The following is a 14025-nucleotide window of genomic DNA, read 5'->3' as shown; positions in this document are numbered from 1 at the left end:
GTAATTTTAAGCAGATTGTTTTAGTAAGTTATAAACGGGTGTAGCAAGTCCAATTTTGGCATTATCTGATTCGAGTTTATACCAATAGCCAGAAGATTCATCCCAACATTTTGTGAAATTGGTAATAACACAATAAATTGGAACAATATTTAAATGAAAATGGCTAAATGTATGTCTGAACGAGTTTAATGGTTTAGGTTCAGTTGATACTATTCCTTTTTTTTCTAACCACTCTTTTAGCTCTTGCTCGCTTGAAAATTCTGGTAGGCAATATAAGCCTCCCCATATACCTGTTGGTGGTCTTTTTTCTAACCAAATGGCACGATTATATTCTAGCATTAAAAAATAAGCGGTTTTTTCTGGCTTAGTTGTTTTAGGTTTTGGTGTTGGATATTTTTGCCAACTTTCCGTTTTATAAGCAATACAATCTTCATGCAATGGGCACTGTGTGCACTTAGGCTTTGTACGAGTACAAACCATTGCCCCAATATCCATCATTGCTTGATTAAATTTAGCAATATTTTGTTCAGGCGTAACTTGTTCACTTAATTGCCAAAGTTTATTTTCGATTGTTTTATTACCTGGCCATCCTTCAACAGCAAAATATCGAGTTAAAACACGTTTTACATTACCATCTAAAATTGGGTAATGTTGATTTTTTGAAAGCGATAAAATTGCTCCAGCGGTTGAACGACCAATTCCTGGTAAAGCCACTACATCATCAAATTTGGTTGGAAATAGCCCATTAAACTTATTATTAATAACTTGTGCTGCTTTATGTAAGTTACGAGCACGAGCATAATAACCAAGCCCTGTCCAAATATGTAATACATCATCAATAGGTGCTTTTGCTAAATCCGTTATTTTTGGAAATAGCTTAATAAAATGATTAAAGTAGGGGATAACAGTTGCAACTTGTGTTTGTTGCAACATTACTTCTGATAACCACACATGATAAGGCGTTTTCTCAATCTGCCATGGTAGCGTTTTTCTGCCGTATTGTTCATACCATTTTAATACAGCCTTTGCAAAGGGGGGCATTGTTACAGGCATTACATTACAGCAGTAATTGTGTCACTTGGATAACAACCCAATACTTTTGTGTATAAGGTAATTTTTGCTAACTGTTTTAATGCGTTTTGCATTTCTTCAGAATAAAGATTACCTTGTAGATCAATATAGAACATCTCTTCCCATGGAGTACCATGAATTGGACGAGATTCAAGTTTAGTCATGACAATATTATGATTACGTAACACAGAAAGAGCATCAACGAGTGCACCTGCTTGCTGACCTGTTTTCATTAATATTGTGGTTTTAGCTGGGATTTGATCAGATACATGAACTGGCTTACGAGATAACACTATAAATCGAGTGATATTCTCTTTTTGATTAGCAAAACTATGTTCAAGAACTTGTAATCCATAAAGTTCACCGCCATCTTTATTACCCATAGCTGCAAAATTAGGCTTGTTTGACTTAGCAACCATGTCCATTGCTGATGAAGTGCTATCGCAAAAGACAATTTTCCAATGCGGATATCCTTCCAAAAAGTGAGAACATTGTTGGAATGGTTGTGGGTGACTATATACAGTGTCAATTTGATCTAATTGAGTATTTGGCAGCGCCAAAATACAGTGATCAATCGGTAGTGATAACTCTCCGATAATATGCAAATTCGTTTTTTGTAGTAAATCATAAACTTCGTTAATGGATCCGGAACTGGAGTTTTCAATTGGTACAACACCATAATCAACAATGCCTTTCTCTATTTGTTCGAAAACATCTTTAAAAGTCGCACAACTTGATTCAACTATCTGTTCTAAATGGGCGCTAGCATAGCGTCGAGCAGCTGAATGAGAGTAAGATCCTATGGGGCCTAGAAAAGCAATTTTTGCGGTCGTAATAGAACCATGATTTATTTTTTCTTGTAGGATTTTTTGTTGTAAAAGTACAGAATCTTCGATAATTATTTGATATAAATGTTTGATAAAAATATCATCGAGATGATATTTTTTACCGTGTTCAATTAGTGATTTAATCAATGAACGCTCACGTTCCATGTCGCGTACGGGTATATTTGCCTTAATTTTAGTATTAATTACTTGTGTCGAAAGCTCACGGCGTTTAGCAATCAGTTCTAAAAGAGTTTGATCAATTTCGTTAATTTTATCTCGTAAAGGTAATAAGTGATCTACTTTCATTTTTATTAGATTTCTTTAAAAGGTTAACGGTATTATAGCAAGCTACAAATAAAGGTACTACTTAAAGTAGTACCTTTTAAAAAAATAGAGCTTTTTATTTATTAGATTTCTTCTTCCAAAATTGCACCTTTAATACTTTCCGTTGCTCGACGAGCTTCACCTTTATGTTGAATTTTATTCAGTTGTTTTTCAAGTTTACCAATAAGATCGTTAATAGCTGCATACATGTCAATATGTTTTGCAGATGCGACTAGTGGTGTTCCTTTGGTGGCAATTGTTGCATCAATAACAAATCCATCGGGCTCTTTAGATAATATAAAATGAGGATTGATTAACAGCGCTCTCCATTTATCCAACTTCGAAAATTTATCTTCTAAATAACTACGAATTGCGGGGGTAATATCCATTTGTTTACTGGTAATACTTAAAGCCATAATCGACCTCCTTTATAATTTCAAACAACTAAGTTGATTTTTTAAGCTTCTATTAATACATTGGCAAATTATTTTTATTTCGTCAATAAGAACTTTGCTATTAACATGAGTTTTTGTGATTTAAATCTAAAAAAAAGATTTTATTAATCATGTGTTTTATGACTATACGACTATGAACCTGCATTTTGCTTTGCTTTACTATATACTGTAGGTAACTACTATTTTTATTTATTTTATAAGATATTTTAATGAGGAAGATGTGAGCTATTTAGATAATGTTAAGATTGTTTTGGTTGAAACGTCCCACACGGGTAATATGGGGTCTGCCGCCAGAGCAATGAAAACCATGGGTTTATCCAATCTTTGCTTAGTCAATCCAGTGATAAAGCCTGATTCACAATCAATTTCATTAGCGGCAGGTGCTAGTGATATTATTAAAAATGCAATAATTTTTTCATCTTTAGAAGAGGCAATCGCTGATTGTTCACTTGTGATAGGTACTAGTGCTCGTCCTCGCACTTTACAATGGCCTAATTTAACACCAAAAGAGTGCGGTGATAAAATCATTGGTGAGGCTGTTAATGCCCAAGTTGCGTTAGTTTTTGGTCGTGAGCGAGTGGGGTTAACCAATGATGAATTGCAAAAATGCCATTTTCATGTTGGTATTCCAGCTAATCCTCAGTACAGTTCTTTGAATCTAGCTATGTCAGTACAGGTATTATGTTATGAAATTCGCATGTCAATGCTAAACTTGCAAGATAATCAATCAGAGCAAGCAAATTTAAATGCACATACATCCGAATACCCTAAAGATATCGATGTTGAGCGTTTTTATCAGCATTTAGAGCAAACTTTATTGCAAACAGAATTTATCAATGCCAATCATCCAGGTCAAATTATGGGGCGTTTGCGAAGATTATTTACTCGGGCACGTATTGAACAACAAGAACTGAATATTTTACGTGGTATTCTAACGTCGATTGATAAAAAGTTATAATTTTTAAGCATGAAAATAAATACCCACAACAGAGTGGGTATTTTTAAATAATAACCGATTATGGTAAGGTTAACTTAATGGATTAACTTTTTTTCCGCCAAGTTGTACCATTTGCTCCATCCTCCAACACAATATTCATTGCGTTAAGTTTATCACGCGCTTCATCAGCTTGAGCCCAATTTTTGTTAGCACGAGCTTCATTACGTTGTTTTATTAATGCTTCAATTAATTCTGCATCGGCGTCATCTTGCTGATTACCTTGTAAGAATTTTATTGGATCTTGTTCAAGTAAACCAAGTACGGCTGCTAAATAACGTAATTCAGCCGCTAATTCGTTGGCAAATGACATATCGTTATCAGCTTTAGCTTTATTGATTTCTCGGGCTAAATCAAATAAGGTTGAATAAGCTTCAGGAGTATTGAAGTCATCGTTCATCGCATTACAGAATTGACGGTAATAATCGCTCTCTTTTGTCGTATATGGATAATTTGCATCAGTATCACGAAGTGCTGTATAAAGGCGCTCTAAAGCCATTCGTGCTTGTTTTAAATTTTCCTCGCTGTAATTAAGCTGACTACGATAATGACCCGATAGTAAAAAGTAACGGACAGTTTCAGCGTCATAGTGTTTTAATACATCGCGAATAGTGAAAAAATTATTAAGTGATTTTGACATCTTTTCTTGGTCTATCATCACCATCCCTGAATGCATCCAATAATTAACATATTGTCCATCATGGGCACATGTAGATTGAGCAATTTCATTTTCATGATGAGGAAACATCAAATCTGAACCCCCACCATGAATATCAAAGTGATTACCTAGTTGAAAACTGTTCATCGCAGAACATTCAATATGCCAACCTGGACGTCCTTTACCCCATGGGGAATCCCAGTTCGGTTCGTTAGGTTTTGACATCTTCCAAAGTACAAAGTCCATTGGATTACGTTTAACATCAACCACATCAACGCGCGCTCCAGCCTGAAGTTGCTCCAAATTTTGACGCGACAAAATACCGTAATTTGGATCGCTATCAACTGAAAACATTACATCACCATTATCGGCAATATAAGCATGATCTTTTGCAATTAATTCTTCTATTAATTGAATAATCTGTGGCATTTGCTGTGTAGCACGAGGTTCGACATCAGGGCGCTTAATATTGAGTGCATCAAAATCGGCATACATCTCTTGTAACATACGTTCGGTTAGTTGTTCACAGGTTTCACCGTTTTCTAGAGCACGTTTTATAATTTTGTCATCCACATCGGTGATATTGCGCACATAAGTTAATTGATAACCTAAAAAGCGCAAATAACGTGTTACAACATCAAATGCGACAAAGGTTCGACCATGACCAATATGACAAAGGTCATAAATTGTGACACCACAAACATAGAGTCCAATTTTATTGGGATGAATTGATTTAAAGGTTTCTTTTTCTCGAGTTAATGTATTGAATATTTTTAACATTACAATCTTTAGGTTTAGTTTAATGAAGTTTGTTAAATAATATAACAAAAATATGGTTATCGCGAAATTATTTATTATAATGCTTCTATGTACTGTAATTATAAATTTATCATATGCCCGGCGAATTTATTGTTAACATTGTAGAATCTATCATTGAAGAAATTGGTAGAGGATTTTTGGAATTAGGTGGGTCAAAAGATACTTTTAAAAGAAAACTATATTGGACTTCTTTTATTATTTTAAATATTGTTGTGTTTGTATCTCACTTAATATTTAAGTGGCCTATTACTATAACAGATGGTTTGTTCTTATTTTTCATTTCATCTTTACTTTCATTCTTCATTATAACTCTTTGTTGGGGTATATGGCGCTTCATTAAAGATTTTAAGAAATGTAAAATATAACTTAAAGTTTACAGAAATAAATGGTTGAAAGTATCTAGTCGATTATAATCTCAATTTACTTTTTAATAAATAATTGGCGGGTAATCCCCGCCAATTTTGTGTAAAACAAAGTATTATTTCATTAGGCGGTAGATATAAATAAGCAATATTGCACCTAAGACTGAGATAAACAAGCTAGGGAAATTAAATCCTGTCACAGAGCCCCAACCAAAGAATGTACTTATATATCCACCAACGATGGCGCCTGCAATTCCTAATAAAATCGTTTTAAATACTCCTACGCGTCCAAGTGGCATAAAAAACTTTGCAATCCAACCGGCAATTAATCCTAGAATAGCCCAACTTAAAATACCCATGATAATTTCCTTTGTTTGATTAAGGTTAAATTTAGTTTACAAACACAGTTTAAAAATCTAAGAAATGTTGATATTTAATGTAATAGCTTTAACAATATTGATTAAAATTAATAAATCAAAATTTAAAAATATTAATAAATAACAGTCATAAAATGGAGATAGAAGATTTAATCCTAAGACTAAAGAATGACTATATGAATTGAGTGCATAAAAGCGTATTCATATAGTAATTGATGAATATTCTATAATTATTTGTAACAAAAGTTAAGGTCTTTTATTGCGTTTTCAAACTTTTAACATGCTTCTTTTAAATAATCACTTTGATTTAAGTCGAAGGGAGATTAATTCTCCCTTTGAATGAGTTGTTATTCAAAAATAGATTTATGTAAAATTTTGATAATTGCTTCTGCATCATTACTTTTTGATAACAGACATAGATTGTGAGTGCTTGCGCCATAACAACAAAGTCTTATAACAAAATCATCTAATACGCCGAATACTTCTTTTGCTATACCTTTTGTCGTCGTTAGATTATTGCCAATGATGGCAATAAGAGCTAAATCTTCCTCAACATCTACATGACAAAGAGTTGAAAGTTCATCAAATAATTCTTTTGTTAATAAACTGTTACCATTAGTGCAAGTGCCTGTAGTATCAATCGTTAAAGCGATACTGACTTCGGATGTGGTAACTAAATCAACGGATATATTATGTTTAGCTAATATAGTAAATACTCTAGCAAGAAACCCTTGAGCATGCAGCATATTTAAACTGGTTAAGGTTAGTAATGTCTGTTTGCGTCGTAATGCTAGCGCTCTAAACACAGGTAATTTTGATGTGATACTATTCGTGTTATAAACAATTGTGCCACCATCTTGTGGAGCTTTGCTTGAACCAACAAAAACAGGAATATTACTTCGTACTGCTGGAACCAACGTCGCTGGATGTAAAACTTTTGCTCCAAACGTTGCCATTTCTGCAGCTTCCGCGAAAGATATTTCATCAATTCTTTTTGCCGCTGGCGTAATACGTGGGTCATTGGTATAAATCCCTGCAACATCAGTCCAAATGTCTATTTGCGTTGCATTTAATGCTTCACCAAGTAATGCTGCTGTATAATCACTTCCGCCTCGTCCCAACGTTGTTGTCTTACCTGTACTTTCACTGCCAATAAAACCTTGAGTAACAATTAGCGCATTAGTATTTAAAGATTTTAAATGTGCACAGCAAAGTTGTTTGATTTCTTCAATTTTAGGTTGAGCTTTACCAAATTTATCATCAGTACGCATAACTTTACGTACATCAAACCATACGGCACTTTTTTGTTTTTCTCTTAATATCTCAACAAAAAGTTTTGAAGACATAATTTCACCATGACTGACTAACTCATCAGTTAATGCTGGTGACGTTGCTAAACTTGCAGCTTCCGATAAAGAGGCTATATTTGCAATGATTCGATTAATTTCAGCTCTTAATGTAGGGTTTTCAGGGAGTTGCTCTAAAATATTGTATTGAATTGATTGAATTTTGGCTAAATGCTGAGCTCGAACCTCCGCATCACGGCCTTCAGCTAATGCAACTAATAAGTTCGTAATACCGGCAGAAGCGGATAATACAACAACTTTTACACTAGGGTTATTGATAACAATATTAGCACTGTTTACCATTGCTGAATAATCAGCAACACTAGTACCACCAAATTTAGCAATTACAAATGATGTTTCCATGGATTCCTCATATTAAAAATTTTATTTTTAACAGAGTTAGAGCGAGGGTATGTGCAATTTACAGTTATAATTTAAAAAGTACAAACCGCGAAGCGCTCCACCTGTTAAGGTGACAACCCAAGGGATTCAGCCCTTGCAGTCGATTTGATTGCTTTCTGGATACTCAATCAAACCTCGGCATTGCATCCCCTCAATCATTTATCACCGATTCCAGTATCTAAAATAATCTACCTGAGCAATGCGCCTCTTCGTTCTCGTAACGTAAGTTACAATTTAAGTGCCATATAGAATTAACGATTTTACTAAATGTGTCAATAGGTTAAATAGGAAAATTATTTATTAAATATTAAATTGCTATATCAATAGTTATAATTCTTGTTCAAATAGTTGAATAATAGTTTGATATAAACTTTTGACTGTACAAGATTTGGTCGGTGTACTAAAAATTGTATCATCGCCTGCAATTGAACCTAAAATGCCTTCTGATTTACCAATTGAATCAAGTAAGCGAGCGATAAGTTGAGCAGCTCCTGGACTGGTACGAATGACTACCATTGAGCTATTATAATCAATATCAACAACCAAATTTTTTAATGGACTACTGGCCGTTGGCACACTCATTTCAGCCGGCAAGCAATAGACCATTTCTGATTTTGCGTTGCGCGTTCTAACCGCGCCAAATTTGGTTAACATCCGTGAAACTTTGGATTGATTAATGTTATCAAATCCTTGCTCTTGTAAAGCTTGCACAATGCTTATTTGAGAACTAAACTTTTCTTGTAGAAGCATTTCTTTAAAAGCTTTAGTAAGATCTTCTTGTTTCATATTTTTCCTTTAGGATTAATTGATTGCTGTTTTAGGTGAAAGCAGCAATAATTTTATGTTGCTTAATATATCGGTAAAAAATCTAAGTTAATTAGTGAGTTTTATAAACACTTTTTTAAATGAATTGAGTATCAAACTACTAAGTTTTAGACTTTAAATTCTTTAAACATAATTATGCATAAGATTTGCATAAAATCAAATATTCGATTTGTTACTGCTTTTAGGGCGAAAAGATTTTACTATTTGCTCATGCGTTTCAATGTAAGGTCCTTCTAATAACTCTAAGCAATAAGGAACACTGGCAAAAATGCCATTAACAATTATTTTGCCATCACTATCTTTTACACCTTCAAGTGTCTCTTTTATCGATTTTGGTCTACCCGGTAAGTTCAAAATTAAACATTTTTTGCGAATAACGCCAACTTGTCTGGAAAGAATGGCAGTAGGTACAAAATGCAAACTAATTTGACGCATCTGTTCACCAAATCCTGGCATAACTCGATCGGCTATTGCTAAAGTTGCATCTGGGGTGACATCTCTAATGGCAGGTCCTGTACCGCCAGTGGTTAAAATCAAATCACAATGTAGTTTATCAACGAATTCACATAATGTTTGTTCAATAATAGGTTGTTCATCTGGAATTATTCGGGTTTCGGTAATAAATGGAGTTTTCAATGCTGATTGTAACCAAGATATTAATGATGGAATACCTTCATCGTCATAGATCCCTTTTGCCGCTCTATCAGACACAGAAACTAAACCAATTTTGAACATAGTACTTATTCCTTAGGTGATTATTTATCTATATTAATTAGAAATTAAGACCACATATATATGGCCAATGGTTCGCTAAAATTAATGTACGCTAAAAGTTGAAAATTATAACTCATTTATATTCAATATAAAGAAAACTAAAAAGACCTTTACAACCGCTGATTATGTTGTCAATATTGCTGCTCATTAATAATTGAGTTTACATAATTTCAATCATAACTTATTCAATTAGGATTTTACCATGTCATCTATTCCTGCGCTTGAATTGGTCGCGCTTAAAAAAATTTATAAAAATGGTGTAGAAGCATTAAAAGGTATTGATTTAACGGTTCAAGCAGGTGATTTTTATGCATTGCTTGGTCCAAATGGTGCCGGAAAATCAACAACTATTGGCATAATTAGCTCACTAGTAACCAAAACTTCAGGTGAAGTGCGAATTTTTGGTTATGATTTAGATACTGATATTGTCAATGCCAAAAGGCAATTAGGCTTAGTACCACAAGAATTTAATTTTAACCAATTTGAAGAAGTGATTCAGATCGTCACTAATCAAGGAGGCTATTATGGATTGCCACGTAAGTTAGCATTAGAACGTGCAGAAAAATATCTAAGAATTTTAGATTTATGGGATAAACGCCATAGCCGAGCAAACATGTTATCTGGTGGTATGAAAAGACGTTTAATGATTGCAAGAGCATTAGTTCATGAGCCTAAATTATTAATTCTTGATGAACCCACCGCGGGGGTTGATATTGAGTTGCGGCGCTCGATGTGGGACTTTTTACGTGAAATCAATCGTCAAGGCATTACCATTATATTAACTACCCATTATCTAGAAGAAGCAGAAATGCTATGTCGCAATATTGGTATAATTCAACATGGGCAATTAATAGCAAACTCTTCTATGCGTGAATTATTAGCTAATAGCCAATCTGAAACTATTATTATTGATTATGTACCAACAAGTGAACCCATTGTTTTAACAGATTATAGTTATGTAAATGTTGATACGGGCATGTTAGAAGTTAAAGTTGATAAACAACGTGGCTTAAATCAGTTGTTTGAGCAACTTAATTATCAAAACGTCAAAGTGATTAGCGTGCGTAATAAGACTAATCGATTAGAAGAGTTATTTGTTGATTTGTTGCGCAATAATAATCCAAAAGGAGCTGATAATGTGTAATTTATATTGGATTGCCTTAAAAAGTATTTGGCGTAAAGAGGTGACAAGATTTTTAAGAATTTGGCTGCAAACATTGATACCGCCAGTTATTACTATGTCACTTTATTTTATTATATTTGGTAATTTAATTGGCTCTCGTGTTGGGAATATGGGTGGCTTTAGTTATATGTCATTTATTGTTCCTGGTTTAATCATGATGTCTGTAATTACAAATTCTTATACCAATGTCTGTTCTTCATTTTTTAGTGCTAAATTTCAACGTAATATTGAGGAATTATTGGTTGCACCAGTACCAACGCATATTTTGATTTGGGGATATGTTGGTGGAGGTGTGATACGTGGAATTTTAACTGGAATTTTAGTGACGATAGTATCGTTATTTTTTGTTCGTCTTGAAGTGCATTCTTGGCTCTTTGTTATTTGCACTTTATTATTAACTTCAATTTTGTTTTCATTAGCAGGTTTACTAAATGCCGTATTTGCTAAGACTTTTGACGATATTAGTATTATTCCAACATTTGTATTAACGCCATTAACTTATCTTGGCGGGGTATTTTACTCAATATCCATGCTACCCACTTTTTGGCAATGGGTATCAAAACTAAATCCAATCGTTTATATGATTAATGGTTTTCGCTATGGTTTTTTAGGTGTGACCGACGTATCACTATGGATCACATTTTCAATGTTAATTTTGTTTGTAACCGTGCTCTATATAATTGCATGGCGACTCATTGAAAGTGGGCGAGGGCTAAGAAGTTAAATTAACTAGAAAAACAACCGCCGAATAAAATCGGCGGAAAATAATTACTTGGCACCAGCAACTGCTTCTTTTGCCAGTTGAGTAATTTTAGCAAAATCACCATTAGCAATAGCATCAGTTGGAATAAACCAAGTTCCACCAACACAAAGTACATTATTGAGCGCTAAATAGTCTCGATAATTTTTAGGGTTTACACCACCAGTAGGGCAAAACTTCATATATCCACAAGGACCAGCAAAAGCTTTTAATGCAGCTACGCCGCCATTGATTTCTGCTGGGAAGAACTTTAATGCAGTTAAGCCATATTCTTGGGCTGTTAATAATTCAGAAATAGTCGCAATACCGGGAATGACTGGAACAGGTCCTTCAACTGCTGCTTTTAAAATAGCGTCAGTTATGCCAGGAGTAATAATAAATTCAACTCCCGCTTCGGTTACTTGTTTAAGTTGCTCAACACTTGTTACTGTACCCGCACCAACTACAGCTTCTGGAACTTCTTTAATGATTTTTTTAATTGCTTCAAGCGCACATTCTGTTCGTAGGGTAACTTCAAGAACTTTTACACCACCAGCAATTAAAGCTTTTGCTAATGGTACTGCATCTTCTAGTCGTTCAATAACGATAACAGGAACAACAGGCCCCATAGTTAGAATTTCTTCAGCACTTCTTTTCCAGTTTTTCATTTGTATCTATCCATCTTTATTAAAAGCAATAATCCCTAAATAATAGGGATTATTTTTGTTACTCATAAATGCCTAATTTTTTCTCTAAATAATGAATGTTTGTTCCACCTTTTTGGAAACCTTTATCATTCATAATTTCAATGTGAAGATCAATATTCGTTTTAATACCATCAATCACTAGTTCAGCTAATGCGTTTTTCATTCGTGCAATAGCAACATCACGAGTTTCACCATAAGCAATTAGCTTACCAATCATTGAATCATAGTAAGGTGGTACTGTGTAACCTGCATAGATATGTGATTCCCAACGAATACCAAAACCACCTGGTGCATGAAAGCGAGTAATTTTCCCAGGCGAAGGCATAAATGTTTTAGGATCTTCGGCATTTATACGGCATTCAATAGCATGACCTTTGATTTCAATATCACTTTGTTTGATTGATAGAGGTTTGCCTGCGGCAATTAAGATCTGTTCTCTAATCAAATCCACACCCGTTATCATTTCAGTAACTGGATGTTCAACCTGAATACGCGTATTCATTTCAATGAAATAAAATTCACCATTTTCAAATAAGAATTCAAATGTTCCTGCACCACGATAACCAATTTCAATGCATGCATTAACACAGCGTTCACCAATGAATTTGCGCATTTTAGAGGTAATGCCAACCGCTGGTGCTTCTTCAACAACTTTTTGGTGACGTCTTTGCATTGAACAATCACGTTCACCTAAATAAATAGCATGACCTTGACCATCAGAAAGCACTTGGATCTCAATATGACGAGGATTTTCAAGGAATTTTTCCATATAAACCATATCATTATTGAAAGCGGTTTTTGCTTCTAATTTGGTCATTTTAATAGCTTGTTCAAGATCTTTTTCTTCCCGAACAATACGCATACCACGACCACCGCCACCACCGGACGCTTTGATAATAACCGGATAGCCTATTTGTTTAGCGATCTGCTTATTATTTTCAATATCATTACTTAAAGGACCATCAGAACCCGGTACACAAGGTACGCCAGCTTTTTTCATGGCATGAATTGCTGACACTTTATCACCCATTAACCGTATAGTCTCAGGTTTTGGTCCAATAAAAACAAATCCAGAACGTTCCACTTGCTCGGCGAAGTCAGCGTTTTCTGATAAAAAACCATATCCAGGATGAATTGCTGCTGCACCAGTAACTTCGGCGGCAGAAATTAATGCGGGGATATTGAGGTAGCTTTTAGCGGAAGCTGCTGGACCAATACAGACAGTTTCGTCTGCAAGTAATACATGTTTTAAATCTTTATCTGCCGAAGAATGAACAGCGACAGTTTTAATTCCAAGTTCTTTACATGCTCGTAGGATACGTAGAGCAATTTCTCCACGGTTAGCAATAAGAATTTTATCAAGCATATTCGATCTCTTAATCTTATAAATAAGTTAATATTACTCAATGATGAATAGTGGCTGATCAAATTCAACAGGTTGACCATTCTCAACTAAAATAGCTTTAATTGTACCCGCTTTTTCAGATTCAATTTGGTTCATCATTTTCATCGCTTCAACGATACAAAGTACATCACCGACATTGACAGTTTGACCAACTTCTACAAAAGCTTTCGACTCTGGGCTTGGCGTGCGATAAAACGTTCCAACCATTGGTGATTTTATAGTTGTACCTGTTGGAGCTGGAGCAATAGGATCCGCTTCAGCCACACTTTCACTAACTGAGTTAGGAGCAACAACAACTGGTGCTGCTTGAGGGATTTGAATGTTTTGTATTGGCGCTGAATAGTTTGTTGTAGGTATTGATCGACTAATTCGAACCGATTCTTCACCTTCAGAGATTTCAATTTCTGAAATACCTGACTCTTCAACTAATTCAATTAATTTTTTAATTTTGCGTATATCCATGAATTACACCGTGTTTATTTGATATAAGTAACAATTAATTTAATGCATCCTTAATATCTAAAAAGTAATCTTTTAAAGTGATAATAAGGCAGTAACTCAACATTAACGCGGAAGCATACACTGTAAAATAGATTTTGTCATTATATATCTCTCCTTTACAAACTGTTATTATACTATTTTCTAGGTATTATTTTAGAATTGCGATACAATATATAAACCTAATTGTTATTGAAGCAAACAGGTTTTAAAAAATAACTAGAATACTATTTTATACGATATAAAATTAAAATTAAGT

General features: G+C 34.3%; 14 protein-coding genes and 1 riboswitch. Of the genes, 3 read left to right on the top strand and 11 right to left on the bottom strand.

The genetic code is table 11. From position 1 onward, the window contains the following. Positions 1-6 precede the first annotated feature (6 nt). The 3 genes from mutY to raiA form a co-directional block, all read right to left on the bottom strand. The gene (gene mutY, locus H3T96_RS03565) at positions 7-1041 is read right to left on the bottom strand and encodes an A/G-specific adenine glycosylase (RefSeq protein WP_144091534.1); all 1035 of its coding nucleotides are present in this window, start codon (positions 1039-1041) and stop codon (positions 7-9) included. Between the two features lie 11 nt (positions 1042-1052). Then, positions 1053-2204, bottom strand: a complete 1152-nt coding sequence (gene pheA / locus H3T96_RS03560) for a bifunctional chorismate mutase/prephenate dehydratase (RefSeq protein WP_144091535.1) — start codon at positions 2202-2204, stop codon at positions 1053-1055. A 101-nt stretch (positions 2205-2305) separates the two neighbouring features. Next, positions 2306-2638 (bottom strand): ribosome-associated translation inhibitor RaiA, encoded by a 333-nt coding sequence (gene raiA, locus H3T96_RS03555; RefSeq protein ID WP_144091536.1) that lies wholly within the window; start codon positions 2636-2638, stop codon positions 2306-2308. Positions 2639-2897: 259 nt separating this feature from the next. Here raiA and trmJ point away from each other — a divergent pair, with 259 nt between their 5' ends. After that, positions 2898-3635: a tRNA (cytosine(32)/uridine(32)-2'-O)-methyltransferase TrmJ gene (trmJ, locus tag H3T96_RS03550; RefSeq protein WP_086326700.1), complete on the top strand. Its 738-nt coding sequence runs from the start codon at positions 2898-2900 to the stop codon at positions 3633-3635. A gap of 82 nt (positions 3636-3717) precedes the next feature. Here trmJ and cysS read toward each other — a convergent pair whose 3' ends face one another. The 5 genes from cysS to mog all read right to left on the bottom strand — a co-directional run bounded on the left by cysS (position 3718) and on the right by mog (position 9195). After that, positions 3718-5109 carry a cysteine--tRNA ligase gene (gene cysS / locus H3T96_RS03545; RefSeq protein ID WP_144091537.1) on the bottom strand — a complete coding sequence of 464 codons (1392 nt, stop codon included), beginning with the start codon at positions 5107-5109 and terminating at the stop codon, positions 3718-3720. A 517-nt stretch (positions 5110-5626) separates the two neighbouring features. Beyond that, on the bottom strand, positions 5627-5869 hold the full coding sequence (locus H3T96_RS03540; protein ID WP_039127307.1) for a GlsB/YeaQ/YmgE family stress response membrane protein: 243 nt from the start codon (positions 5867-5869) through the stop codon (positions 5627-5629). Between the two features lie 365 nt (positions 5870-6234). Then, on the bottom strand, positions 6235-7596 hold the full coding sequence (lysC, locus tag H3T96_RS03535) for a lysine-sensitive aspartokinase 3 (protein ID WP_144091538.1): 1362 nt from the start codon (positions 7594-7596) through the stop codon (positions 6235-6237). Positions 7597-7678: 82 nt separating this feature from the next. Next, a riboswitch (Lysine riboswitch) is annotated at positions 7679-7853 on the bottom strand. Positions 7854-7962: 109 nt separating this feature from the next. Next, positions 7963-8421, bottom strand: coding sequence for a transcriptional regulator ArgR (gene argR, locus H3T96_RS03530; protein WP_039127302.1), 459 nt, complete (start codon positions 8419-8421; stop codon positions 7963-7965). Positions 8422-8616: 195 nt separating this feature from the next. Next, positions 8617-9195 carry a molybdopterin adenylyltransferase gene (gene mog / locus H3T96_RS03525; protein WP_144091539.1) on the bottom strand — a complete coding sequence of 193 codons (579 nt, stop codon included), beginning with the start codon at positions 9193-9195 and terminating at the stop codon, positions 8617-8619. Between the two features lie 241 nt (positions 9196-9436). Between mog and H3T96_RS03520 the strand changes: the two genes are divergently transcribed. Beyond that, the gene (locus H3T96_RS03520; protein ID WP_039127296.1) at positions 9437-10378 is read left to right on the top strand and encodes an ABC transporter ATP-binding protein; all 942 of its coding nucleotides are present in this window, start codon (positions 9437-9439) and stop codon (positions 10376-10378) included. Then, positions 10371-11141 (top strand): ABC transporter permease, encoded by a 771-nt coding sequence (locus H3T96_RS03515; RefSeq protein ID WP_039127293.1) that lies wholly within the window; start codon positions 10371-10373, stop codon positions 11139-11141. The genes H3T96_RS03520 and H3T96_RS03515 overlap by 8 nt, the downstream gene beginning before the upstream one ends. A 44-nt stretch (positions 11142-11185) precedes the next feature. Here the strand turns inward: H3T96_RS03515 and H3T96_RS03510 are convergent, their stop codons facing one another. Genes H3T96_RS03510 through accB form a run of 3 tightly spaced genes read right to left on the bottom strand, consistent with a single transcriptional unit; the run spans position 11186 to position 13730 of the window. Continuing rightward, positions 11186-11824 carry a bifunctional 4-hydroxy-2-oxoglutarate aldolase/2-dehydro-3-deoxy-phosphogluconate aldolase gene (locus H3T96_RS03510; protein ID WP_144091540.1) on the bottom strand — a complete coding sequence of 213 codons (639 nt, stop codon included), beginning with the start codon at positions 11822-11824 and terminating at the stop codon, positions 11186-11188. 58 nt (positions 11825-11882) lie between these two features. Beyond that, on the bottom strand, positions 11883-13229 hold the full coding sequence (accC, locus tag H3T96_RS03505; protein ID WP_039127287.1) for an acetyl-CoA carboxylase biotin carboxylase subunit: 1347 nt from the start codon (positions 13227-13229) through the stop codon (positions 11883-11885). 33 nt (positions 13230-13262) lie between these two features. Then, a complete protein-coding gene (gene accB / locus H3T96_RS03500; protein WP_039127285.1) occupies positions 13263-13730 on the bottom strand; it encodes an acetyl-CoA carboxylase biotin carboxyl carrier protein in 468 nt (155 codons plus the stop codon). Positions 13731-14025: the final 295 nt, after the last annotated feature.

It is taken from the genome of Gilliamella sp. W8136 (genome assembly GCF_016101285.1).
In the GTDB taxonomy this organism is placed as follows: Bacteria; Pseudomonadota; Gammaproteobacteria; order Enterobacterales; family Orbaceae; genus Gilliamella; species Gilliamella apicola_N.
Note: the sequence above shows the minus strand (reverse complement) of the source record. Positions and strands in the feature narration are given on the sequence as shown.

Bases quoted from the DNA above. Each gene is read 5' to 3' on its own strand.
- H3T96_RS03520 (WP_039127296.1), top strand. From the start codon at position 9,437: ATGTCATCTATTCCTGCGCTTGAATTGGTCGCGCTTAAAAAAATTTAT.
- lysC (WP_144091538.1), bottom strand. From the start codon at position 7,596: ATGGAAACATCATTTGTAATTGCTAAATTTGGTGGTACTAGTGTTGCT.
- argR (WP_039127302.1), bottom strand. From the start codon at position 8,421: ATGAAACAAGAAGATCTTACTAAAGCTTTTAAAGAAATGCTTCTACAA.
- pheA (WP_144091535.1), bottom strand. From the start codon at position 2,204: ATGAAAGTAGATCACTTATTACCTTTACGAGATAAAATTAACGAAATT.
- cysS (WP_144091537.1), bottom strand. From the start codon at position 5,109: ATGTTAAAAATATTCAATACATTAACTCGAGAAAAAGAAACCTTTAAA.
- H3T96_RS03515 (WP_039127293.1), top strand. From the start codon at position 10,371: ATGTGTAATTTATATTGGATTGCCTTAAAAAGTATTTGGCGTAAAGAG.
- accC (WP_039127287.1), bottom strand. From the start codon at position 13,229: ATGCTTGATAAAATTCTTATTGCTAACCGTGGAGAAATTGCTCTACGT.
- mog (WP_144091539.1), bottom strand. From the start codon at position 9,195: ATGTTCAAAATTGGTTTAGTTTCTGTGTCTGATAGAGCGGCAAAAGGG.
- mutY (WP_144091534.1), bottom strand. From the start codon at position 1,041: ATGCCCCCCTTTGCAAAGGCTGTATTAAAATGGTATGAACAATACGGC.
- accB (WP_039127285.1), bottom strand. From the start codon at position 13,730: ATGGATATACGCAAAATTAAAAAATTAATTGAATTAGTTGAAGAGTCA.
- H3T96_RS03510 (WP_144091540.1), bottom strand. From the start codon at position 11,824: ATGAAAAACTGGAAAAGAAGTGCTGAAGAAATTCTAACTATGGGGCCT.
- raiA (WP_144091536.1), bottom strand. From the start codon at position 2,638: ATGGCTTTAAGTATTACCAGTAAACAAATGGATATTACCCCCGCAATT.
- H3T96_RS03540 (WP_039127307.1), bottom strand. From the start codon at position 5,869: ATGGGTATTTTAAGTTGGGCTATTCTAGGATTAATTGCCGGTTGGATT.